This window comes from Methylobacterium sp. 1973 (assembly GCF_040545035.1).
GTDB lineage: Bacteria > Pseudomonadota > Alphaproteobacteria > Rhizobiales > Beijerinckiaceae > Methylobacterium > Methylobacterium fujisawaense.
The window spans coordinates 18,934-41,262 of sequence record NZ_JBEPLA010000017.1; the positions used below are offsets into that span (position 1 = coordinate 18,934).

Consider the following 22,329-nt stretch of genomic DNA (forward strand, 5'->3'; position numbering starts at 1 on the left):
TCAGTCGTGTTGCTGGGTCCCGCCGGCCGCATCCGGCGCCGCATAGGCCCGCAGCACCGCGCGGAAGGCGTCATCCACCGGGGTGACGGTCACGGCGCGGCGCAGGCCGATCCCGACGCCGCCGATCAGCAGCGCCAGGATCAGGCAGCCGAGGACCGTGCGTGAGGAAGGCCGCATCGTCGCATCCGGAAGACCCGCCCGACGATCGGAGCGGCCGCCTCCGGACATGCCGAAAGGGCCACCGACCCGCAAGTCGATGGCCCTTCTTGGGGACCGGAGCGGAACCCCGCTGACGGAGCGAGGGGGCGAAGCTCCGTCGGCGTGTGCGCCGCTCCGGCCGTGATCCGAACCTAAGATACGGGTGATGAATGTCAACATTCGTCAGCCGGTGCGTGCGCGTCGGAATCCGGGTCTGTGCGACCGCGCACATTCCGCAACGCGCGGCGCCCATGCTACAGGCCGGCGATGCCGACCCCCTCGATGCCCGGCGCCCACAGCCGCGCCCCCTGCCGCGCCGCATGAAGCCCGCCTTCATCAACCCCGTCTTCGACGCCCTCCCCACGACGGTGTTCGAGACCATGTCCCGGCTCGCGCGGGTCCACGGCGCGATCAATCTCGGCCAGGGCTTCCCCGACGATCCCGGGCCGGAGGACGTGCGCGAGCGGGGCGCGCGGGCGCTCCGCGACGGCTGGAACCAGTATCCCCCGATGATGGGGCTGCCGGCCCTGCGGGAGGCGGTCGCCGCCCATTACGCGCGGCACCAGGGTCTCGTCCTCGACCCGGAGACCGAGGTGATGGTCACCTCCGGGGCCACGGAGGCGCTGGCCGGCGCGCTCCTGGCGCTGATCGAGCCCGGCGACGAGGTCGTGCTGTTCGCGCCCATGTACGACGCCTACCTGCCCCTCGTGCGGCGGGCGGGCGGCGTGGCGCGGATCGTGGCGCTGCAACCCCCGGCCTTCCGCCTCGACGAGGCCGCGCTGGCGGAGGCCTTCGGGGCGCGGACCCGCGTCGTGGTGCTGAACAATCCCCTCAACCCGAGCGCCACGCTGTTCGCCCCCGAGGATCTCGACCTGCTCGCCCGCTACTGCCAGCGGTTCGACGTGACCGCACTCTGCGACGAGGTCTGGGAGCACGTGGTGTTCGACGGTGCGCGCCACCGGCCGCTGATGGCGCTGCCCGGGATGCGGGAGCGGACCGTCAAGATCGGCTCGGCCGGCAAGATCTTATCGCTCACCGGCTGGAAGGTCGGCTTCGTGATGGCCGATGCCCGTCTGATGCGCGGGCTCGCCAAGGCGCACCAGTTCCTCACCTTCACCACGCCCCCGAACCTCCAGGAGGCGGTGGCCTACGGGCTGGGCAAGCCGGCCCCGTGGTTCGAGGCCATGCGCGCCGGCTATGCCCGGTCCCGCGACCGGCTCGCGGACGGCCTGCGCGGCCTCGGCTTCACCGTGCTGCCGGCCCGGGCCACGTGGTTCCTCAACATCGACGTCGCGAATCTCGGCTACGCCGACGACGCGGCATTCTGCGAGGCGCTCGTCACCCGGCACGGCGTCGCGGCGATCCCCGTGAGCGCCTTCTACCCGGACGCCGCCGTCCGCAACATCGTCCGGCTGTGCTTCGCCAAGGACGACGCCACCCTGGATGCGGCCCTCGACCGCATGAGCGGTCTTGCCGGGAGGGCGGCGTGACCCGTGGCGGCCCCGTCCTTGCGGGGATCCGACCGGGGGGCCACATCGTTGCGGACGATGGCTTCCCGACGGATCCCGACCATGGACTTCACCCAGGCTGCCCAGGCCGGGCGTTTCGCCCGTGCCGAGACGTTCCCCGGGGGCGCGACGCCCTCCAACCCCGCCTTCCTGAAGGCGGATCTCGGCCGGGAGGCGAGCCTCGCCCGGCTGGAGACGCTGGCCCACCTGATGGACACGGCCTTCGTCATCCCGGGCATCAACCGGCGGGTCGGGTTCGACGCGCTGATCGGCCTCGTGCCGGTGATCGGCGACGTGGCCGGCATGGTGATCTCCTCCTTCATCGTCTACGAGGCGAAGCGCCTGGGCGCGCCGCGCTGGCTGCTGGCCCGGATGGGGATGAACGTCGCCTTCGACGGGCTGATCGGTGCGGTGCCGCTGGCGGGCGACCTGTTCGACGCCGCCTTCAAGGCCAACCGCCGCAATGTCCGTCTGCTGCGCCGCTGGATGGAGCGCAGCGGCGGTCTGCGTCCCACCGAGATCGAGGGCACCGCGACCCGGCTCGACGGCTGAGCCCCCTCAGCCGCTCCCCGTCCGGCCGGTCCTGGGGCTGTCCGAATCTCAGGGCGAGTCCCTGGGCAAGTCTCTGGGCAAGCCCCGGGACAGCGGGATGGCGCGCGGCACGGGCCGGGAGACAGCACGGATGAACGAGGTCACGCGTCCCGGCGAGAGCGAGCTCGTGCCCGCGCCGATGCCCGGCGCCCAGCCGCTGGTCCTGCGGCCGGACGAGGGGGCACCGGTCCCGGTCGTTGCCGCGGGCCGGCGCACCCGCCTGTCGCCGCTCAACCGGCGCCGCCTCGACAATTTCCGCCGCAACCGGCTCGGCTACGGGTCGTTCCTGATTTTCGCGGTCCTGTTCGTCCTCAGCCTGTTCGCGGAATTCATCGCCAACGACCGCCCGATCCTGCTGTCCTACAAGGGCGAGTGGCTGGTCCCGGTGCTGGTCGACTATCCCGAGGAGAAGTTCGGCGGCTTCCTCGCGACGACCGATTACCGGTCCTCGGAGATCCGCAAGGAGATCGCGGCGAACGGCTGGGCGCTCTGGCCGCCCATCCCGTTCTCGTACGACACGATCAACGAGGATCTGCCGACGCCGTCGCCGTCCCCGCCCACCTGGATGCTCACCGACGCGCAGTGCCGGCCCGTGGCCGAGAAGCTCGGCGGCACGGGCTGCGCGGACATTCCCTGGCACTGGCTCGGCACCGACAACACCACCCGGGACGTGCTCGCGCGGGTGATCTACGGCTTCCGAATCTCGGTGCTGTTCGGCCTGATCCTGGCCGCGGTCTCCTCGGTGATCGGCGTCGTCGCGGGGGCCGTGCAGGGTTATTTCGGCGGCTGGGTCGATCTCGCCTTCCAGCGCTTCATCGAGGTCTGGGGTGGCATCCCGACCCTCTACCTGATCATCATCATCTCGGCCTTCATTGCCCCGGGCTTCTTCGTCCTGCTCGGGATCATGCTGCTGTTCTCGTGGGTGGCGCTGGTCAGCGTCGTGCGCGCCGAGTTCCTGCGAGCCCGGAATTTTGAATACGTCCGGGCCGCGCGGGCGCTGGGCCTGTCGAACATCCGCATCATGACGGTTCATCTGCTGCCGAATGCCATGGTGGCGACCCTGACCTTCCTGCCGTTCATCCTGAACGGCTCGATCACCACCCTGACGTCCCTGGACTTCCTCGGCTTCGGCCTGCCGCCGGGCTCGCCCTCCCTCGGAGAGCTTCTCGCGCAGGGCAAGGACAATCTCACCGCGCCGTGGCTCGGATTGACCGGCTTCCTAGTCATCGCCGTGATGTTGAGCCTGCTCGTCTTCGCCGGCGAGGCTGTGCGCGACGCCTTCGATCCGCGTAAGACTTTCGTCTAACGTCGCGATCGGCGGGCGAAAATGACGCAGGCGCCCCGCCCGTCTTTCCACAACTGTACGAAGATCGAGCGTTGTCCCAGCATGACCGCAGGGCAATCGTGAGCGATCGTCTAGGTGCGCCCTCGGTCCGGGCGGTAAAGGTCTCTGCCGCCAGCGAAAACCCGGCTCCAGGATCCGGCTAGCATTCGTGGGACCGGCGGGGATAAAGCGCTTCAGAAGTGCGCCTCAAGTGCCATCAATGCAACCATACCCTGTAAGCCCAGCCGCGTGATCGAGGTTTAGACTTCTGCACGATCACAGATAATTGTATGAATCGCCTTGCATTTTCTGGACGCTGTCTTAACTCGCGAAAAGTGAGGATCCAACCAGGCTTTTGCGCCGAGGAAAGAGAGAATGTCAGAAGCTGCGCCGACATCGCAATTGGACTACATCGAACGGACCGTGGACGTCGTCGCGGCCTACGTTTCCAACAACTCGCTACCCTCGGCCGATTTGCCGGCCCTGATCGCGAGCATCCATGAGGCCCTGAACGCGATCGGATCCGGCCCGGTCGCCCCGGCGACCGAGAGCGTCGAGCGGCCGACGCCGGCTCAGATCCGCAAGTCGATCCGCCCTGACGGACTGGTCAGCTTCATCGACGGCAAGTCGTACAAGACGCTGAAGCGCCACCTGACCAAGCACGGGCTCGATCCGCAGAGCTATCGGGAGCGCTACGGCCTGCCGGCCGATTACCCGACCACCTCGGCGAACTACTCGGCCCAGCGCTCGGCTCTCGCGAAGAGCCTCGGTCTCGGCCAGCCGGGCCGGTCTCAGTCCGCCGACAAGGATGCGGAACCCGCTGACGAGGCGGTCTCCGCCCCCGCCCCGAGCCGGCGCAAGGCTTCGGCCGCCGCGACCAAGCCGCGTGCCGGCCGCAAGGTCGAGGCCGCCTGATCGCGGCCGCGGAAGCCGGACGGTCGTAGGCGCGCGATCGGAGACGGTCGCGTCCTCACCGTCCGCAGGTCCTGCAGGGCGCCCTGGCGCGCTGTGGATTCAGGCCGGCTGCGGTCCGGCCTGACGGTCACGCGGCCGCCGATCAGGCCGCGAGCCGCCCATCCAGCGGAAAGACCTTGGCGGGGTTCAGCATCCAGTCCGGATCGAACACCGCCTTCACCCGCATCTGCTGCTCGAGATCGACCTGATCGTACTGGAAGCGCATCAGGTCGCGCTTCTCGATGCCGACGCCGTGCTCGCCGGTGAGGCACCCGCCCACCTCGACGCAGAGCTTCAGGATCTCGTCGCCCGCGGCCTCGGCCTTCTGCAATTCGCCGGGCGTGTTGATGTCGAACAGGATCAGCGGATGCAGGTTGCCGTCGCCCGCGTGGAACACGTTGGCGACCCGCAGGCCCTTCCCGGCGCAGATCGCGCCGATCCGCTCCAGCACCGGACCGAGCTGGCCGGTGGGGATCGTGCCGTCCATGCAGATGTAGTCGGAGATCCGGCCGGTGGCCCCGAAGGCCGATTTCCGGCCCTTCCAGATCGCGGCCGATTCCGCCTCCGAGCGCGAGACCCGCACGCTGGTCGGGCGGAAATCCTTGGCGATCGTCTCGATCCGCGCCAGCATCGCGTCGCACTCGGCATCCGAGCCCTCGACCTCGATGATCAGCATCGCCTCGGCGTCGCGGGGGTAGCCGGCCTGGGCGAAATCCTCGGTGATCAGGATCGCCTCGCGGTCCATGTACTCGATCGCCACCGGGATGATGCCGGCCGCGATGATCGCGGCCACGCAGTCGCCCGCATCCTCCACCTTCGAGAAGCCGACCAGCACCGGCCGCGCCCCTTCCGCCGCCCGCAGGATCCGCACGGTGGCCTCGGTGACGATGCCGAGCTGACCCTCCGAGCCGCAGACGAGGCCGAGCAGGTCGTAGCCGCCGCTGTCGAGGTGTTCGCCGCCGATTTCCACCACGGTGCCGTCGTTGAGCACCAGGGTGACGCCGAGCAGGTTGTTGGTGGTCACGCCGTATTTCAGGCAGTGGGCGCCGCCGGAATTCATCGCGATGTTGCCGGCGATCGTGCAGGCGAGCTGGCTCGACGGATCGGGGGCGTAGAAGAAGCCCTCGTGGGAGACCGCCCCCGAGATGGCGAGGTTGGTGATGCCGCTCTGCACCCGGGCGGTGCGGTTGGCGAAGTCGAGGTCGAGGACCTTGGTCATCTTGCCGACGCCCAGGATGATCGCGTCGGCCTGCGCGATGGCTCCGCCCGCGAGCGAGGTGCCGGCGCCCCGGGGGACGACCCGCACGTTGTTGGCGTGGCAATAGGCCATCACGGCGGCCACTTCCGCGGTGGTGGAGGGCAGCACCACGGCGAGCGGCATCTGCCGGTAGGCGGTGAGCCCGTCGGTCTCGAAGGCCCGGCGCTCGTCCTCGCTGACCACCAGCGCCTCCGGCGCGACCAGGGGCGCGAGGCCGGCCAGGATCGCGTCGCGGCGGGCGAGGATCGCGGGATCGGGGTCGGGGAAGCGGATGGTCATGGGGCTTGTGCCCTCCTTGGGCCCGCGGCGCGGGGTGGCATGCGGGATGGCGTGCCGGCAGCATGGACCGCGGCGGCCGCGCCTTCAACCGGCGTGCGGCGCTGCGTCGTCCCCGCGTCACATTTCAACCACGACGGCTGCCTAGCGTCGCCAGACACGCTTCGCTGCGCCGATCCGCGAGCCCGGCCCTCGGTGCCGGATCCGGTCGACGGGTCCAGAACGGAAACGATGAACGCTCCCGCCTCCAGCGCCCTGCGCGACGATCGTTACGACGCGCCGTCGGCGCATCTCGCCACCACCCGTGACCTCGGGATCCGCAGCCTCCAGCTCGGCATCGCGGCCCTGCAGGAGGCGAGCGCGGCCTTCCAGGGCCGGCTCGGCGCGGCCTTCGAGGAGGCGGTGCAGACGATCCTGCAGAGCAAGGGCCGGGTCATCGTCAGCGGCATCGGCAAGAGCGGCCATGTCGGCCGCAAGATCGCCGCGACGCTGGCCTCCACCGGCACGCACGCCTTCTTCGTCCACCCCACCGAGGCGAGCCACGGCGACCTCGGGATGATCGCCCGGGACGACGTCATCATCGCCCTGTCGTGGTCGGGGGAGACCGCGGAGCTGTCCGACCTCGTCGGCTTCAGCCGCCGGTTCTCGATTCCCCTGGTCGCCATCACCCGCAACGGCGAGAGCACGCTGGGCAAGGCCGCCGACGTGCTGCTGGAACTGCCCCGGGTGCGGGAATCCTGCCCGCACGACCTCGCGCCGACCTCCTCCAGCCTGATCCAGCTGGCCCTGGGCGACGCCCTGGCGGTGGCGCTCCTGGAGCGGCGCGGCTTCACCTCAGCGCGCTTCCACACCCTGCATCCCGGCGGCACCCTGGCCGCCCGCCTCAAGACCGTGCAGCAGGTGATGCACGGCCCCCAGGACATGCCGCTGGTCCACGAGACCGCGCTGATGTCCGAGGTGCTGATCGAGATCGCGGCGCGGCGCTACGGCTGCGTCGGCGTCACGGACGCGGCCGGGCGCCTCGTCGGCATCGTCACGGACGGCGACCTGCGCCGCCACATGGGCCCCGCGATCCTCGACACGCCGGTCACGGACATCATGACCCGCGACCCGATCACCGTGGAGCCCCACAAGCTCGCCCAGACCGCGCTGGAACTGATGAACCGCCGGCTGATCACGGCGGTCTTCGCGGTCGCGGACGGACGGCCCGTGGGCATCGTGCACGTCCACGATCTGCTGCGCGTCGGCATCGTCTGAGGCCGTTCGGAACCGGCGGGTCCGATCCTCGCCCCCGTCCTGAGGCCTCCGCCGCGCTGCGGCCCCTCGGGATGAGGACGGAGGGTCGGACGACCGGCGCCGGATCCGCCGGTCGGGCGCCGCTCACAGCCGCGCCAGCAGCTCCGCCTTCTTGGTCGAGAATTCCGCATCGGTGAGCACGCCGCGCGCATGGAGCGCGGCCAGACGCTCGATGGTGGCGAGCACGTCGTCCGATGATGACCGATCCGGCGCAGGCGCTGCGGCGGGACCCTGGATCCCGGCCGCATCCACCGGATGCGGATCCGCCGGGTGAGTGCCCGCGGGGTAAGTGTCCGCGGGGTGAGTGTCCGCGAGGTGAGTGTCTCCTGGGCGTGGATCCGCTTGGCGCGGCGCGGCGACCTCCGCCTCGATCCGGCGCAGGCGGTCGAGGGCGACGGCCCCGGCCGGCCCGGTGAAGCCGAGGCTGCCATCCGCCTGCGACACGCCGGTGATGCGGTGCTCACCGGTGTCGTAGAGAGCCACCCCCGCCCCCGATTCGACCGCGAGCCGCCGGCTGTCCGGGAAATAGGCGTAGCGCAGCCCGTTCTGCGCACCGGTGCTCGCCGGGTTCCCGAGACCGGCCGGCCACCACTCGCCGCCGCCCCGGAGGGCCGCAGGGGCCGCATCCGAGAAGCCGCCCGCCGGGAGCGCCCCGGCCAGCTCGGTGCAGAGCGCACCGACCCGCGCCTTCAGCGCGTCGTCGAACATCCGGCCGACCATCACCATGCCGCCGGCGAACCACTGGCCCATGCCGCCGAGATCCGGATGGTCGAACTGCGCCATCGTGCCGTGGCCGCGCTCCAGCGCCTGCACGAGATGGCGCACCGCATCCAGGCTGACCCCGTGGCGCTCGGCCACGCTCTGCAGCCCCGAGGCGTGGTCCAGCGGTCCGTCATCGAAGAAACCGTCGCGCGGGGCGCTGTCGGACGGGTTCATGAGCCAGCTCCCGATTCGTCGCAGGGCGGACCGGATCGGTGCAGGCCCGGTGATCCGCCACCCGGCGTGTCCGACCTGCGGCGGTGAGCCCCAGGCCGGCCACGACGTTGCGCTGCGGACACAATCCCTGGTCGAAGGCACCGGTTCCGGCCCGTCTCAGTCCGCGGCGGGCGGGAACGGACCCGCGATGGTGAAGTCGGTGATCGGCCGGCGGCCGTTCGGCGTCTCGCGGGGCCGCTGCTCCTCGGTGAGTTCGGCCTCGGGCGTCTTGCGGCCGACCGCGAAGGCGGCCTCGATCCGGTGGTTCTCGGGCAGGCGCAGGATCTCGGGGGCACGGACATGGTCGAAGCCGACCATGCCGTGGGCGTGCCAGCCCTGGTGGATCGCCTGGAGCTGGAAGGCCAGCGAGGCGGTGCCGGCGTCGAAGGAGTGGCTGTAGGAGGGCTTCAGCTCGTCGCCGACCTTCATGAGCCCGTTCGAGACCAGGAACAGGATCGCGCCGGTGCCGGATACCCATTTCTGGTTGCCGGGCACGAGCAGGCCGAGGAAGGTCTCCCAGTGGGCGTCGCCGCGGAGCGCGTAGAGGAAGCGCCAGGGCTGCGAGTTGTAGGCGGAGGGCGACCAGCGCGCCGCCTCGATCATCCGCATCAGCTCGGCTTCGGGCACGGCCTCGCCCGTGAAGGCGCGGGGCGAGTGCCGCTTCACGAAGACCGGATCGATGTCGTGGTCGGCGCGGCGGGGCGGGGGCAGGCTCAAGGGATTCGTCTCCGAAGGGCGGGGCGCCCGGGCGGCCGAGCTTGCCCGAAACGCCTGCCCGGAGGCAAACCCGATGCCGACCCGATGCCGACCCGATGCCGACCCGATGCCGACCCTAGGCCACGCTGCGCTCGATCTCCTCCTCGTCGCAGATCACGCCGGCATTGCCCTCGAACTCCGCCGCGAGGTCCACGGGGGCGTGGGTCGGCGCCGGCGAGACCCGGTCGCGGGCGAAGGTCGCCAGGAACAGGCGCATCACGTGGCGGACGCCCGCATCGTTGATGGTGCGCTGGTCCTCGTTGTAGTAGCGCCCGGCATTCACGTTGCTCGTGACGATGTCGTAGGCGGGGAAGTAGACCGCCCGCGGGTCGCCGCGGCCGACCACCTCGCCGGCCGCCACCCGCAGCACCGACTTGGAGTAGCTGTTCGACTCCATCACGTGCCGGTCCATGTAGGTGGCGATCATCGGCACCGGCGAGACCGTGAAGATCACCCGCGCCTTCGGGTTCACGCTCCAGAGCCGGTCGAGGAAGCCGTTGAGGTCGCCGAGCACCTCGCCCGCGCCGGCATTGACGCATTCGTAGAGGTCCGGATCGAAGGTCCCGCCCGCGACCCCGGGGGCGAGCGGCAGCGCCGCCCCGTCGGCCCGCCAGCGCCAGCCTTCCGTGAGGCCGAGTGTCAGCACGAACACGTCCAGGGTCTCGAACAGGCGGCGCACCTCGGCGAGATGCGCGTCGCGCGCCGCGACCACCTCGGCCTCGCTGGCGAAGCCCGCCGGCTCGACCGTGGGGCGGAACGGGTCGACGTAGCGGCCGTCGTCCCGCAGCCACGCCTTCAGCTCCGGCTCGAACTTGCCGTAGGCCCGGTCGAACAGCTGCACGAACTGGCGCGTGTAGTAGAGGTTGCCGTAGCGCGCCGAGAACGTGCCGAACTGCCGGGCATTGGCCTCCTCGGCGCTCATGCCGGGGGGCGGCGGCTCGGTCAGGTAATAGTTGAAGCCGGCGCCGCGCACCGCCTCGGCCACCCGCTGCGCGAAGCAGGAGCCGCCGGTGGCGACCTTGTCGGTCGGCCCGATGACGAACGTGTCCTTCGGGTGCGGATTGACCGCGAAGGGCGGCACGTTGGTGACGACCTTGCGCCAGAATCGCTCGGCCGGTAGACCCGTATACGGATTCAACGCCATCTTCGAACCCTCTTCTTCACGACGGCGGCAGGCCCTCGGGGGCGCTGACCCGTCCGCTGACACCGGCACGCGACGTGGCCCTGAACGACCTGCCCCGGCGCGCCCGCAGCGCGTTCACCCTCGCGACACCCAGTTGGGCGCCCACCTGGGCGACACCATGGCGGAACCGCGCCCGCGCCGCCACGACCCGTGACGGGCCGAGCATCGCGGTGCTGGGCAATTGCCAGGCGCGGGGCATCGCCCGGGCCATGCGCCTGCTCGCGCCGAAGAGCCCGGTCCGCTACCTGCCCATGGGCTCGCTGAAGCGCGACCACGGCCATGTCGACGGCTTGATCCGGACCCTGCGCGCCCACGACCACGTCTTCTCGCAGGCCTTCCCGGCCGGGCTGATCCCGGGCGGCGACGTCGCCACTCTGCGCGCGGCCGACCCGCGGCTCAAGCTCTTCCCGTCGATCGTGTTCTCGGCCTTCCACCCGGACATGGTCTATGCCGGCCAGGCCTCGGACCTCGCCGCCCTGAAGCTCGCGCCGTCGCCGATGGGCCAGTACCACTCGGCGATCGTCCTCACCGCCCACCGGCTCGGCCTCGAGCCGCAGCGCACCGCCGGCCTGTTCCGCGAGGAGGTGTTCGCCCGCCTGGGCTATCTCGACCATTGGGATCCGGCGGTGCGCGAACTCGTCGGCGCGGCGGATGCCCTGGGCTTCGGGCTGGAGCGGGAGGTGACCCGCTGGGCGCGCCGCGGCGCCTTCATGCATCTGATGAACCATCCCAAGGTCCATGTCCTCGGCGACATCGCCCGGCGGCTGCTGCTGGAGAACGGGCTCACGCCCGAGCCCGTGGAGATCGAGGATTACCTCGGCGACGAGCTGGCTCAGGACGTGGTCTGGCCGCTCTACCCGCCCATCGCCGAGCATTTCGGGCTGACCGGCTCATACCTGTTCAAGGCCAAGCCCCGGGGCGACGACTTCCCGGTGCTCTACGACCTCTCGGGCTTCATCGCGGCGAGTTTTGCCATCTACGACGCGACGTCCCCTGGGGATCTCGCCTGTCCCCGGGTGGACGCTTGGCTCGCCGCGCCGGAGATCGTCGCGCTGTTCCGGCGCGGTTGAGGCCGTCTCCGGCCGTGAAGGGCGTCCGACCGAAGGATGCGGACGGCCCGTGATCCGGGAGGCGGCGTCTCAGCCTGCCGTGCAGAGTTGGCTGTCGCGGTCGGTCGCGCCGAGGCCCTCGACCATCATCCGGACCAGCCGGTTGACCTCCTGCACCTGGAAGGGCTTGCGCAGGAACAGGCTGCCCGGCACGCCGCTGCGGCGGTTCGTGTCCGTCGAGGAGTAGACCACCGGACGGTCCGGATGGATCGCCCGGAAGGCATGGGCCACGGTCCAGCCGTCGATCAGCCCCGGCAGGTGGATGTCGGTGAACAGCCAGTCGATCGCATCGCCCCGGTCGCGCAGGACGGTCAGCGCCGCCTCGCCCGTCGAGGCCTCGATCACCCGGATGCCGTGCGTCTCGCACAGGCTCGCGATGATCTCGAGGAGCAGGTAGCTGTCCTCGACGATGAGGACGCACTGGGCGGGGCGCATGACGGAGGTCCGGTTTTCGGCCCGTCGATTAGGAAGCGTTAGGGTTGAGGATTCCTTAAGGTCCCGGCCGGAACCGTTACGGTGCGGAAGCCCCGCGCCTGTTGCCGCGCCGCAACCGACACGGCCGAAATGGCCCTTCGCCTCCGTCCGCCCCGCCGCCGCCGCATTCCGGGCGTGTCCCGGGTGCGTCAGCGCACGCCATCGCTCGGTGCGGACCGTCACCACGGCCGCCGCGCCGCGCGACGGAACCGTCGCTTAACCATCCCCGCCTACCAACGGCGCCAGGACTATGCGGACCCGCCTCGAAGACCCGCAGCCGGCCTTCGGCACCGCTCGAGGAGTTTTTCAGACCATGCCCCAGCGTTTCCGCGCCGCCGCCCTCGGCCTCGCCCTCGTCGCCGCCCTCGGCCTCGGCGCCTGCAGCAACGACAAGGACCTCGCCGACGCCTCCGCCTTCGGGGCCGGCGCCGCGACCCCGGGCAGCGCGCAGGACTTCGTCGTCAATATCGGCGATCGGGTCTTCTTCGAATCGGATTCCACCGACCTGACGCCCACCGCGACCGCCACCCTCGACAAGCAGGCCGCATGGCTGCAGCGCTACCCGCGCTACACCTTCATCATCGAGGGCCATGCCGACGAGCGCGGCACCCGCGAGTACAACTTCTCCCTGGGCGCCCGCCGGGCCCAGGCGGTGAACGACTACCTCGCCACCCGCGGCATCGCGGGCAACCGCATGCGGACGGTCTCGTACGGCAAGGAGCGGCCGGTGGCGGTGTGCAACGACATCTCCTGCTGGTCGCAGAACCGCCGGGCGGTGATCGTCCTCGACCGCGGCGCCGGAGCGTAAGCCGTCGCGACGCGTTACCCGGAGGCGGCCCCGGCCGCCGCCGCGCCGCAGTTTTGCCGCGGTGCGGCGCATCTGTTAGGGCCTCGCGCCGCCACCGGATCGCACCCCCACCATGTCCGCCCGTCTTCGCACTCGCCTCGCGCTCACCACGATCCTGGGAGCCGTGCTCCTCGGCCACCCGGCCGTCGCGCAGGACGCCTCCGAGCTGGTGGTGCGCCTCGGCCGCATCGAGAACCAGTCCCGGCTCATGGCCGGCCAGATCGAGACCCTCCAGTACGAGAACCGCCAGCTCAAGGAGCAGCTGCGCAAGTTCCAGGAGGACGTCGAGTTCCGCCTGAACGAGGGCAAGGGCGGCAAGCCCTCGGCCGCCCCCGCGCCGTCGGGCCCCGTCAACGGCGGGAATCCGGGCGCCGGACGCCCCGGCAAGCGCGGCGATGCCTTCGACCCGGCCCAGGCCCCCGGCGCCCCGGGCACCCCGATGCAGCTCGGCAGCACCCAGCCCTCGGCGCCGCTGCCGCCCCGGGAGGCCGTCGAGGCGGCCGAGGCTGCGCCCCGGCCGCAGCGCCTGCCGCAGGGCGCGATCAACGGGGAGGACGAGGACGCGGAGGCCGGCGCCCCCGGCTACGACGAGCCCGTGGACCTGCGGCCGCCGGCCCGGACCGGGGCGATCCCGGCGCGGCCCTCCGAGAGCGTCGCGGCAACGCGGACGGGCGATCCGGCCGCCGATTACGATGCCGCGGTCGAGCTGTACCGGGCCAAGCAGTACGAGCAGGCCGAGATGGGCCTGCGCCAGTTCATCCAGTCGCATCCCCGCGACAACCGCGTCGCCGGCGCGACCTACTGGCTCGGCGAGAGCTACCTTGCCCGCGGCCGCAACCGCGAGGCCGCCGAGCAGTTCCTGAAGGTCTCCACCGACTACGCCCGCTCCTCCCAGGCGCCCGATGCCATGCTGAAGCTCGGCGTCACGCTCAACGCACTCGGCGCCCGCGAGCAGGCCTGCGCGACCCTGGCCGAGCTCGACCGGAAATTCCCCAATGCCGGCAGCGGCGTCCGTCAGGGCGTCGCCCGCGAACAGAAGCGCGCCCGCTGCGGCGCCTGAGCGACCCGGGCGACCCGGTCCTCGGCGCCCTCCGCCCCTGGCTCGATCCGGCCGCGCGCGGCGGGCGGGGTGTCCTCCTCGCCGTCTCGGGCGGCCCCGATTCGAGCGCCCTGCTGTATGCCGCCGCTGCCCTGCGCGACGCTGGCCCGGTCGCCGTGCAGGTCGCCACCGTGGATCACGGCCTGAGACCGGGCTCGAAAGCCGAGGCCGAGGGCGTCGGCCGTGCCGCCCGGGATCTGGGCCTGCCCCATGCACTCCTGACCTGGGCGGGCGCGAAGCCCGGCACCGGCCTGCAGGATGCGGCCCGCACCGCCCGCTACGCCCTGCTCGCCGCCCAGGCCGCGACGATCGGCGCCGGTCTCGTGCTCACCGGACATACGCAGGATGACCAGGCCGAGACGGTGCTGATGCGGCTCGCGGCCGGCAGCGGCCTCGCGGGGCTTGCCGGCATGCGCGCGGAGCGGACCTTGGCCGCCGGCCTCAGCCTCGGGCGCCCGTTCCTGCATCTGCCGAAGGCGACCCTGGTGGCGTGGTGCGAGGAGCGCGGCATCGCGTATGTCCGCGATCCCGCCAATGGGAATCCGCGCTTCGCCCGCGGCCGCCTGCGCGAGGCTTGGCCGGTTCTGGAACGCGAGGGCCTGACCCCGGCGCGTCTCGCCCGGCTCGCCGAGCGCGCCGCCCGCGACGAGGCCGCGCTCCGGAGCGCGGCGGAGCAGGCCCTCGACAGGATGGGGCGGTCCGGACCGGAGACGGGGGCGGGGACGGGGCTGCGCCTCGACGGAGCCGCTCTGGCGGTTCTGCCGGATGCCGTGGTCCTGCGCTGCCTCGATCTCGCCCTGACCCGGGCCGGCGCGGCACCGCGCCGCCTCGAACGCCTTGAGGCCCTGGTCCTCGAATCGCTCCTGCCGGCCCTGCGCCGCCGTGAACCGATCCGGCGCACCCTGGCGGGGTTTCTCGTCTCCGCCGATTCGGGGGGAGCCGTGAGCCTCGCCCCCGCTCCGCCGCGCCGAAGCAGGGGGGCAGGTGCTGCCCTCGCCGCAGGGGCTCCCGAATTACTTGGCAAGGGAGAGCCCCCCGCCTACATTGGTGACGTGTGCACGGATGGACCGGAACAGCCGCGTGGCATGTCCGTCCTGGGGGTCGCACGCGCCAAGGATTGATCGATGAACCCGAATTTTCGCAACTTTGCCTTGTGGGTCGTCATCTTCCTGCTGGTGCTGGCCCTGGTCACCCTGTTCCAGAACCCGGGGCACCGGGGCGGCGGCAGCGAGATCGCCTACAGCCAGCTCCTGAACGACGCCGATGCCGGCAAGATCCAGTCGGTGGTGATCTCAGGGCAGGACGTGTCCGGCACCTATGTCGGCGGCGGCAACTTCACGAGCTACGCGCCCAACGACCCGAGCCTGGTTTCCAAGCTCCAGGGCAAGGGCGTGCAGATCACCGCCCGTCCGCCGTCGGACAACACCCCCTGGTTCATCCAGCTCCTCGTGAGCTGGCTGCCGATCCTGGTCTTCATCGGCGCCTGGATCTTCCTCTCGCGCCAGATGCAGTCCGGCGCCGGCCGCGCCATGGGGTTCGGCAAGTCGAAGGCGAAGCTCCTGAACGAGGCCCATGGCCGCGTGTCGTTCGACGATGTGGCGGGCGTCGAGGAGGCCAAGGAAGACCTCCAGGAGATCGTGGAATTCCTCCGCGACCCCCAAAAATTCCAGCGGCTCGGCGGCCGGATCCCGCGCGGCGTGCTGCTCGTCGGCCCGCCCGGCACCGGTAAGACCCTGATCGCCCGGGCGGTCGCGGGCGAGGCCAACGTGCCGTTCTTCACCATCTCGGGCTCGGACTTCGTCGAGATGTTCGTGGGCGTCGGCGCCAGCCGCGTGCGCGACATGTTCGAGCAGGCCAAGAAGAATGCCCCCTGCATCATCTTCATCGACGAGATCGACGCGGTCGGCCGCCACCGCGGCGCCGGCCTCGGCGGCGGCAACGACGAGCGCGAGCAGACCCTGAACCAGCTCCTCGTGGAGATGGACGGGTTCGAGGCCAACGAGGGCGTCATCATCATCGCGGCGACCAACCGCCCCGACGTCCTCGACCCGGCCCTGCTGCGGCCCGGCCGGTTCGACCGCCAGATCATGGTGCCGAACCCGGACGTCACCGGCCGCGAGCGCATCCTGCGCGTCCACGTCCGCAAGGTGCCGCTGGCCCCCGACGTCGACCTGAAGACCATCGCGCGCGGCACCCCGGGCTTCTCGGGCGCCGACCTGATGAACCTCGTCAACGAATCGGCCCTGCTGGCGGCCCGCCGCGGCAAGCGCATCGTCACGATGCACGAGTTCGAGGACGCCAAGGACAAGGTCATGATGGGCGCCGAGCGGCGCACCCTGGTGATGACCGAGGACGAGAAGCGGCTCACCGCCTATCACGAGGGCGGCCACGCCATCGTCGCCCTCAACGTCCCGGCCACCGACCCGGTGCACAAGGCGACGATCATCCCCCGCGGCCGAGCCCTCGGCATGGTCATGCAGCTGCCCGAGCGCGACAAGCTCTCCATGAGCTTCGAGCAGATGACCTCGCGGCTGGCGATCATGATGGGCGGGCGCATCGCCGAGGAGATGATCTTCGGTCAGGACAAGGTCACCTCGGGCGCCCAGTCGGACATCGAGCAGGCGACCCGCCTCGCCAAGATGATGGTGACCCGCTGGGGCTTCTCGCCGGAGCTCGGCACCGTCGCGTACGGCGACAACAACGACGAGGTCTTCCTCGGCATGTCGATGGGCCGGCAGCAATCGGTCTCCGAATCGACCGCCCAGAAGATCGACGCCGAGGTCCGCCGCCTCGTGGAGACCGGTCTGGAGGAGGCGCGCCGCATCCTGGCCGAGCACAAGGACGATCTGGAAGCCCTGGCGCAGGGTCTCCTCGAATACGAGACCCTCTCGGGCGAGGAGATCCGCAACCTGCTCAAGGGCCAGCCCCCGATCCGCGACGGCGGCGACGTGCCGCCGACCCCGGCCCGGGGCTCCTCGGTCCCCTCGGCGGGCCGCGGCCGGCCGAAGGAGAGCGACGGCGGCCTGGAGCCGCAGCCGCAGGCCTGAGGCACGGACAACAGCACGACCACCGGAAAGGGCGCCCCGCGGCGCCCTTTTTCGTGCCGGCGCCGGATGCGACGCGCGCACGGGGCGCGTCGGCAGCCGCCTGTGACAATCCGGACGGCTCGTTTATGACTCGGCCGCGCCAACACGGCCGAAGCTTCGGTGCCGCCCACCCGGGGGTTGGGCCGGACTGGCCAAACGCTTACCCCGTCGCAGAAACGCTTCCATGCCGGTCTCGACCTATCTCGTCGTCGCCCTGGGCGCCGGCGTCGCCGGCTTCGTGCAGGGTCTGTCGGGCTTCGCCTTCGGCCTCGTGGCCCTGTCGTTCTGGGCCTGGGTGATCGATCCGAAGCTTGCCGCCATCCTCTCGGTGGCCGGGGGGCTCGCCGGCCAGATCGTCGCCGCCGTCTCGGTGCGGCGTGGCGTCGATCTCAAGAGCCTCGCGCCCTTCGTGCTCGGCGGCCTCGCCGGTATCCCACTCGGTGTCCTGCTGCTGCCCAGCCTCGACGCCGACCGGTTCAAGGCCCTGCTCGGCCTCCTGCTGATGGTCTGGTGCCCGGTGATGCTGTTCGCCCGGGACCTCCCGCGGGTCACGGCGGGCGGTCGGATCGCCGACGCCGCGGTCGGCCTTGCCGGCGGTGTCATGGGCGCCCTCGGCGGCTTCACGGGCGTGCTGCCGACCCTCTGGTGCACCCTGCGCCGCTACGAGCGCGACGTGCAGCGCACGATCGTCCAGAACTTCAACCTCGCGATGCTCGCGGTGACGATGATCACCTATCTCGCCTCGGGGATCATCACCCCGCCGGTCCTGCCGATGCTGGCCGTGGTCCTGCTGGCCATGCTGATCCCCACGCTCCTCGGGACCCGGGCCTATGGCGGCATCAGCGAAGTGGCGTTCCGCAGGCTCGTGCTGAGCCTGCTCACGCTCTCGGGCCTCACCCTCTTGGCGTCGGCGCTGCCCCGGCTCCTGTAAACGCCGCGCCGCCCCATTTCGAACGCCTTTGTCGGGAAGCAACCGATTCACCGTCGGGGAGCGTCCGGCTCCGGATTTCACCGAAATCTGCTAGGCTCTGCCCGGCCCGCCCTCGGGTCTCGGAGACGTCATGGTGCGCAAGTATTTCGGAACCGACGGCATCCGGGGCCGGGCCAACGGCGTGATCACGCCGGAGCTCGCCCTCAAGGTCGGGCAGGCCGCGGGCCTCGTGTTCCAGCGCGGCGACCACCGGCACCGGGTGGTGATCGGCAAGGACACCCGCCTCTCCGGCTACATGATCGAGACCGCGCTGGTGGCCGGCTTCACCTCGGTGGGCATGGACGTGCTGCTGCTCGGACCGGTGCCGACGCCGGCCGTGGCGATGCTGACCCGCTCCATGCGGGCCGATCTCGGCGTGATGATCTCGGCCTCGCACAACCCGTTCGAGGACAACGGCATCAAGCTGTTCGGGCCCGACGGGTTCAAGCTCAACGACGCGATCGAGCACGAGATCGAGGGGCTGATCGACGCCGACATGCACAAGCGCCTGTCCGGCTCCAACGATCTCGGCCGGGCCAAGCGCATCGAGAGCGTGCATGCCCGCTACATCGAGTTCGCCAAGCGGACCCTGCCGCGGCAGGTGACCCTGGACGGGTTGCGGGTGGTGGTCGACTGCGCCAACGGCGCGGCCTACCGGGTCGCCCCCGAGACCCTGTGGGAGCTCGGCGCCGAGGTCATCGCCATCGGCACCGAGCCGGACGGCTTCAACATCAACCGGGATGTCGGCTCGACCGCGCCCGCGGCGCTGATCGACAAGGTGCGCGAGCGCCGGGCCGATATCGGCATCGCGCTGGACGGCGATGCCGACCGGGTGCTGATCGTCGACGAGAAGGGGCATGTGGTCGACGGCGACCAGCTCATGGCGGTCGTGGCGCGCTCCTGGCAGGAGGACGAGCGCCTCACGCAGCCGGGTGTGGTCGCGACGATCATGTCGAATCTCGGCCTGGAGCGCTATCTCGGCGGCCTCGGTCTCACCCTGGCCCGCACGGCGGTGGGGGACCGCTACGTCCTCGAGCACATGCGCGCCCACGGATACAATCTCGGGGGCGAGCAGTCCGGGCACATCATCATGTCGGACTACACGACCACAGGTGACGGCCTCGTGGCGGCACTGCAGTTGCTGAGCGTGGTGCAGCGGCAGAACCGGCCCGTGAGCGAGGTCTGCCACTGCTTCGACCCGCTGCCGCAGATCCTCAAGAACGTCCGCTACCGGAGCGGCGAGCCGCTCCGCCAGGACAGCGTGGTCAGCGCCATCGAGCACGCCCGCGAGCGGCTCGGCAATGCCGGCCGCCTGGTGATCCGCCCCTCGGGCACCGAGCCGGTGATCCGCGTCATGGCCGAGGGCGACGACCGCGGCCTCGTCAACGCGGTGGTCGACGAGGTGGTCGACGCCGTGACCCGCGCCGCGGCCTGACCGGTCAGGCCGCCGCGTAGGCGGCGCGCAGATCGGGCGGCGCGGTCACGCGCCACGCCCCCAGCAGCGCCGTCCGCAGGGTCTCCTCGTCGCAGAGATCGAGGTCGAGATTGGTCCAGCCCCGGCGTCCCCAGGCGCCGTCCAGGGGCGTGAACAGATCGGGCTCGGCCGCGCACAGGGCGGCCTGATCCGCGGGCGCGAGGCGCAGCACTACCCGGGCCTCCTCGACCCAGAGGGTCGCGAAGACCCGGCCGCCGACCCGGAAATCCGGGTTGCCGCTGTGCGCGCCCGTCACCGTCTCGGGCAACATCGGGGCCAGGATGCGTACGTCCTCGGGACCCATGGGGATGTCAGCCGGTGCGGAGCCCGGGCAGCCGGGCGGCTATGGTCGGGGGGCGCATGGGTCCCATCCAAGACAGATGAACCGGACCAACCTGGGGATCCCCGGCGGCAGAGGCAAGCAAGTCGCGTCCGGATAACGGTTTCGACAGGCCGGCAACGGATGCGCAAGCCTAACATTTAACGTTAAGCCGGATTTAAGACGTTGCTTCCATCCTTCGCTGCGTACCCCGGGACCGCGCGCCGCGCGTCCGGCTCACGAGTCCAGTGAAGGAATCTCCATGGCCCGCTCCAAGCTGAACGCTTTGGTGCGTAGCCTGACGCTCGCGGCGAGCGTCGGCGCGCCCTGCCTCGCCGCGGCCGCGGATCTGCTGCTTCCGCCGCCGCCTCCGCCCCCGCCCCCGCCGATCGAGGTCGGCGGCGGCTGGTACCTGCGCGGCGACGTGGGCGCGAGCATCTACACCCGTCCGCGCTACAGCGACGCCTACGACTACACCGGCTATCCGGACGCCAACCGCGCCTTCGGCAACACGATCGGCGGCGGCGGCTTTGCCGGCGTCGGCGTCGGCTACCAGTTCACCCCGTTCCTGCGCGGCGACATCACCGGCGAGTACCGCTACTCGACCGGCCTGCGCGGCAGCGAGTATTACAAGGGTCCCGATTTCGACAACGGGCTCGGGTCGTACGGCGTGAACAAGTCGAGCGGAAATTTCGATTCCGCGGTGGTGCTCGCCAACGCCTATTTCGACCTCGGCACGTGGTACGGCATCACGCCGTTCATCGGCGGCGGCGTCGGCTACGCCTTCAACCACGTCTCGAGCTACTCGACGAACCAGCAATTCACGAGCCCGACCTACGCCTACGATTACACCAATGCCGGCTGCGGCTGCATCCCGTACGCCCCGGTCTACGACCCGAACGGCAACGCGGTGTACAACACCAACAGCGGCAGCAAGTTCTACAAGGACAAGACGACCGGCAGCTTCGCCTGGGCGCTCCATGCCGGTCTCGCCTACAACGTGACCGACGCGCTGAAGATCGAACTGGCCTACCGCTACCTGAACCTCGGCAAGGCCGAGACGGGACCGGGCTTCGTGCCGTGCTGCACCGGCAGCCTGCAGGCGATCAAGGTGAAGGACATCGAGGCGCACGATGTGAAGATCGGCCTGCGCTACTACCTCGGCGGCCTCGTGGCGGCCCCGCTGCCGCCGCTGATGCCGGAGCCGATCCCCGGCCCGCTGGTGCGCAAGTACTGATCGGGCCTCGGTCCCGATCCCACCGACAGGCGAAACGGCGCGGAGGCTCTCCGCGCCGTTTCGCGTTTCCACGCCCCGTTCCGGTCGATCCGGGCCTGAACGCCCCCAATACCCGACGCGTCACGCCGGGATTGCGATCTCCGGATTGGAAATCCGTCATCGTGTTCAGCAACGGAGAATTAAGGTTACCGACGTATCACCGGGGTGAGGCTCGATCCGCTGCCGTCTCTTGCTGTCCCAGGACGATCCCGATGCGTACCGTCACCTTTCCGCTGCTGGCGGTTCTCGGTCTCTGCGGCGTGAACACCGCCCGCGCCGCCGATCTGGACTACGATTACCTGCGCGGCGCCGATTACGATCCGGTCCCGGCTCCGGTGGTCGACTGGAGCGGCGTGTATCTGGGCGTCCATGGCGGATACACGTCGGCGGGCCTCGGCAGTCGGGGCGCGTTGCAGCCGCTGATCTACCGCGACTCGCACGACACGACCGGCGAATCCGATTTTCGCGCTTCGACGCTGCTCAATCCGCTGTCGACGCGGGTGGGCTCCGGGAGCTTCGGTGCCTTCACCGGCTACAATGCTCAGTTCGACCAGTTCGTTTTCGGCGTCGAGGCCGATTACACCTATTTCGACCGGATGGGCGTATCGAGCGATGGGCTTGCGCGCAGCCAGACCACCGCAGCAGGCTTCTATCAAGCGGTGAATCTCTCCGGATCGACGGCAACCCGAGTCGAAGATTACGGCACGCTCCGCGCGCGAGTCGGATACGCGCTGGGCAACTTCCTCCCCTATGTGACCGGCGGCGTGGCCATCGGACGGGCGCGGATTGCCGATACGACGACCTATCAGAACTATGGGTTCAACCTGAACGCCTACAATGCGAATCTGGCCGGAACACCGACCTATGTGAACAGCTTCGGCTACACGAGTTTCAGTTCCACGGCGCCCTACAACGGCACGCCCTACACGTCGATCCAGTCTCAGTCGAAAACCAAGGTGGTCGGCGGTGTCGCGGCAGGGGCTGGCATCGAGTATGCGATTACACCGAACATACTCCTGCGTGCTGAATATCAATATGTGCTGTTCAGTGATTTCGATGGCCACAAGGTCAACTTGAATACCGTTCGCGCCGGCGCGGCCCTGAAATTCTGATGCGCGCCTTGTTCCGCTTGCGGGCCGGGCGCCTGCTCCTCACCGGCGTCGCTCTTGCTCTCGCATCCTCGCCGGCATGGTCGGGAGAACGGGCCGAACCGCGCGTGGTCCGCCGCGTCGTGCGGGTCCGGCCGGTGCCGGCCGTCCCGCCGCCGGTGCTGATACGGGACTACCTGCCGCGCAACCCCAACGTCCCGATGTACAACGAGCCGCCCCGCCGCGAGCTCGTCTGGTAAGGGCCGCG

22 protein-coding genes are annotated in these 22,329 nt (G+C 70.4%); 15 read left to right on the forward strand and 7 right to left on the reverse strand.

Annotated elements, in window-relative coordinates; translation table 11 throughout:
* On the reverse strand, nucleotides 1–177 hold the full coding sequence (locus tag ABIC70_RS24795; RefSeq protein WP_236952745.1) for a hypothetical protein: 177 nt from the start codon (nucleotides 175–177) through the stop codon (nucleotides 1–3).
* Nucleotides 178–518: 341 nt separating this feature from the next.
* On the opposite strand from ABIC70_RS24795, the gene ABIC70_RS24800 reads away from it, so the two are divergent.
* The 4 genes from ABIC70_RS24800 to ABIC70_RS24815 all read left to right on the forward strand — a co-directional run bounded on the left by ABIC70_RS24800 (nucleotide 519) and on the right by ABIC70_RS24815 (nucleotide 4,536).
* On the forward strand, nucleotides 519–1,688 hold the full coding sequence (locus ABIC70_RS24800; protein ID WP_354441754.1) for an aminotransferase: 1,170 nt from the start codon (nucleotides 519–521) through the stop codon (nucleotides 1,686–1,688).
* A gap of 81 nt (nucleotides 1,689–1,769) precedes the next feature.
* Nucleotides 1,770–2,258 carry a DUF4112 domain-containing protein gene (locus tag ABIC70_RS24805; protein ID WP_043346332.1) on the forward strand — a complete coding sequence of 163 codons (489 nt, stop codon included), beginning with the start codon at nucleotides 1,770–1,772 and terminating at the stop codon, nucleotides 2,256–2,258.
* Nucleotides 2,259–2,388: 130 nt separating this feature from the next.
* The gene (locus ABIC70_RS24810; protein ID WP_354441690.1) at nucleotides 2,389–3,603 is read left to right on the forward strand and encodes an ABC transporter permease; all 1,215 of its coding nucleotides are present in this window, start codon (nucleotides 2,389–2,391) and stop codon (nucleotides 3,601–3,603) included.
* A 393-nt stretch (nucleotides 3,604–3,996) separates the two neighbouring features.
* Nucleotides 3,997–4,536: a Ros/MucR family transcriptional regulator gene (locus ABIC70_RS24815; protein ID WP_043346338.1), complete on the forward strand. Its 540-nt coding sequence runs from the start codon at nucleotides 3,997–3,999 to the stop codon at nucleotides 4,534–4,536.
* A gap of 142 nt (nucleotides 4,537–4,678) precedes the next feature.
* Here ABIC70_RS24815 and ABIC70_RS24820 read toward each other — a convergent pair whose 3' ends face one another.
* Complete coding sequence (locus ABIC70_RS24820) at nucleotides 4,679–6,112, reverse strand: FAD-linked oxidase C-terminal domain-containing protein (protein WP_043759615.1); 1,434 nt, start codon at nucleotides 6,110–6,112, stop codon at nucleotides 4,679–4,681.
* Nucleotides 6,113–6,340: 228 nt separating this feature from the next.
* Here ABIC70_RS24820 and ABIC70_RS24825 point away from each other — a divergent pair, with 228 nt between their 5' ends.
* Nucleotides 6,341–7,366 carry a KpsF/GutQ family sugar-phosphate isomerase gene (locus ABIC70_RS24825; protein ID WP_043759616.1) on the forward strand — a complete coding sequence of 342 codons (1,026 nt, stop codon included), beginning with the start codon at nucleotides 6,341–6,343 and terminating at the stop codon, nucleotides 7,364–7,366.
* A 123-nt stretch (nucleotides 7,367–7,489) separates the two neighbouring features.
* On the opposite strand, the gene ABIC70_RS24830 is transcribed toward ABIC70_RS24825, so the two are convergent.
* The 3 genes from ABIC70_RS24830 to ABIC70_RS24840 form a co-directional block, all read right to left on the reverse strand.
* On the reverse strand, nucleotides 7,490–8,341 hold the full coding sequence (locus ABIC70_RS24830; RefSeq protein WP_354441691.1) for an SHOCT domain-containing protein: 852 nt from the start codon (nucleotides 8,339–8,341) through the stop codon (nucleotides 7,490–7,492).
* A gap of 156 nt (nucleotides 8,342–8,497) precedes the next feature.
* Nucleotides 8,498–9,097 (reverse strand): nitroreductase family protein, encoded by a 600-nt coding sequence (locus tag ABIC70_RS24835; protein ID WP_043346351.1) that lies wholly within the window; start codon nucleotides 9,095–9,097, stop codon nucleotides 8,498–8,500.
* 115 nt (nucleotides 9,098–9,212) lie between these two features.
* Nucleotides 9,213–10,280 (reverse strand): GSCFA domain-containing protein, encoded by a 1,068-nt coding sequence (locus tag ABIC70_RS24840; protein ID WP_043346353.1) that lies wholly within the window; start codon nucleotides 10,278–10,280, stop codon nucleotides 9,213–9,215.
* Between the two features lie 74 nt (nucleotides 10,281–10,354).
* Between ABIC70_RS24840 and ABIC70_RS24845 the strand changes: the two genes are divergently transcribed.
* Entirely contained in the window at nucleotides 10,355–11,389 is a 1,035-nt protein-coding gene (locus tag ABIC70_RS24845; protein WP_043384815.1) for a WcbI family polysaccharide biosynthesis putative acetyltransferase, read from the forward strand.
* 69 nt (nucleotides 11,390–11,458) lie between these two features.
* Here the strand turns inward: ABIC70_RS24845 and ABIC70_RS24850 are convergent, their stop codons facing one another.
* On the reverse strand, nucleotides 11,459–11,863 hold the full coding sequence (locus ABIC70_RS24850) for a response regulator (protein WP_043759618.1): 405 nt from the start codon (nucleotides 11,861–11,863) through the stop codon (nucleotides 11,459–11,461).
* Between the two features lie 352 nt (nucleotides 11,864–12,215).
* On the opposite strand from ABIC70_RS24850, the gene pal reads away from it, so the two are divergent.
* The 6 genes from pal (at nucleotide 12,216) to glmM (ending at nucleotide 19,339) form a co-directional block, all read left to right on the forward strand.
* Complete coding sequence (gene pal, locus ABIC70_RS24855) at nucleotides 12,216–12,710, forward strand: peptidoglycan-associated lipoprotein Pal (RefSeq protein WP_043346359.1); 495 nt, start codon at nucleotides 12,216–12,218, stop codon at nucleotides 12,708–12,710.
* A gap of 112 nt (nucleotides 12,711–12,822) precedes the next feature.
* Complete coding sequence (gene ybgF, locus ABIC70_RS24860) at nucleotides 12,823–13,809, forward strand: tol-pal system protein YbgF (protein ID WP_043346361.1); 987 nt, start codon at nucleotides 12,823–12,825, stop codon at nucleotides 13,807–13,809.
* Entirely contained in the window at nucleotides 13,797–14,969 is a 1,173-nt protein-coding gene (tilS, locus tag ABIC70_RS24865; protein WP_348273026.1) for a tRNA lysidine(34) synthetase TilS, read from the forward strand. The genes ybgF and tilS overlap by 13 nt, the downstream gene beginning before the upstream one ends.
* A 3-nt stretch (nucleotides 14,970–14,972) precedes the next feature.
* On the forward strand, nucleotides 14,973–16,895 hold the full coding sequence (ftsH, locus tag ABIC70_RS24870) for an ATP-dependent zinc metalloprotease FtsH (protein ID WP_043346363.1): 1,923 nt from the start codon (nucleotides 14,973–14,975) through the stop codon (nucleotides 16,893–16,895).
* 223 nt (nucleotides 16,896–17,118) lie between these two features.
* Entirely contained in the window at nucleotides 17,119–17,865 is a 747-nt protein-coding gene (locus ABIC70_RS24875) for a sulfite exporter TauE/SafE family protein (protein WP_043346365.1), read from the forward strand.
* Nucleotides 17,866–17,998: 133 nt separating this feature from the next.
* Nucleotides 17,999–19,339 (forward strand): phosphoglucosamine mutase, encoded by a 1,341-nt coding sequence (gene glmM, locus ABIC70_RS24880; protein WP_043384857.1) that lies wholly within the window; start codon nucleotides 17,999–18,001, stop codon nucleotides 19,337–19,339.
* A 4-nt stretch (nucleotides 19,340–19,343) separates the two neighbouring features.
* Here glmM and ABIC70_RS24885 read toward each other — a convergent pair whose 3' ends face one another.
* Complete coding sequence (locus ABIC70_RS24885) at nucleotides 19,344–19,682, reverse strand: MmcQ/YjbR family DNA-binding protein (protein WP_043384808.1); 339 nt, start codon at nucleotides 19,680–19,682, stop codon at nucleotides 19,344–19,346.
* A gap of 277 nt (nucleotides 19,683–19,959) precedes the next feature.
* Here ABIC70_RS24885 and ABIC70_RS24890 point away from each other — a divergent pair, with 277 nt between their 5' ends.
* From ABIC70_RS24890 to ABIC70_RS24900, 3 genes are all read left to right on the forward strand, one after another.
* A complete protein-coding gene (locus ABIC70_RS24890) occupies nucleotides 19,960–20,934 on the forward strand; it encodes an outer membrane protein (protein ID WP_043346381.1) in 975 nt (324 codons plus the stop codon).
* A 251-nt stretch (nucleotides 20,935–21,185) separates the two neighbouring features.
* Nucleotides 21,186–22,085 carry an outer membrane protein gene (locus ABIC70_RS24895; RefSeq protein ID WP_043384804.1) on the forward strand — a complete coding sequence of 300 codons (900 nt, stop codon included), beginning with the start codon at nucleotides 21,186–21,188 and terminating at the stop codon, nucleotides 22,083–22,085.
* Nucleotides 22,085–22,321, forward strand: coding sequence for a hypothetical protein (locus ABIC70_RS24900; protein WP_274926553.1), 237 nt, complete (start codon nucleotides 22,085–22,087; stop codon nucleotides 22,319–22,321). Before ABIC70_RS24895 ends, ABIC70_RS24900 begins: the two co-directional genes overlap by 1 nt.
* Nucleotides 22,322–22,329 lie beyond the last annotated feature (8 nt).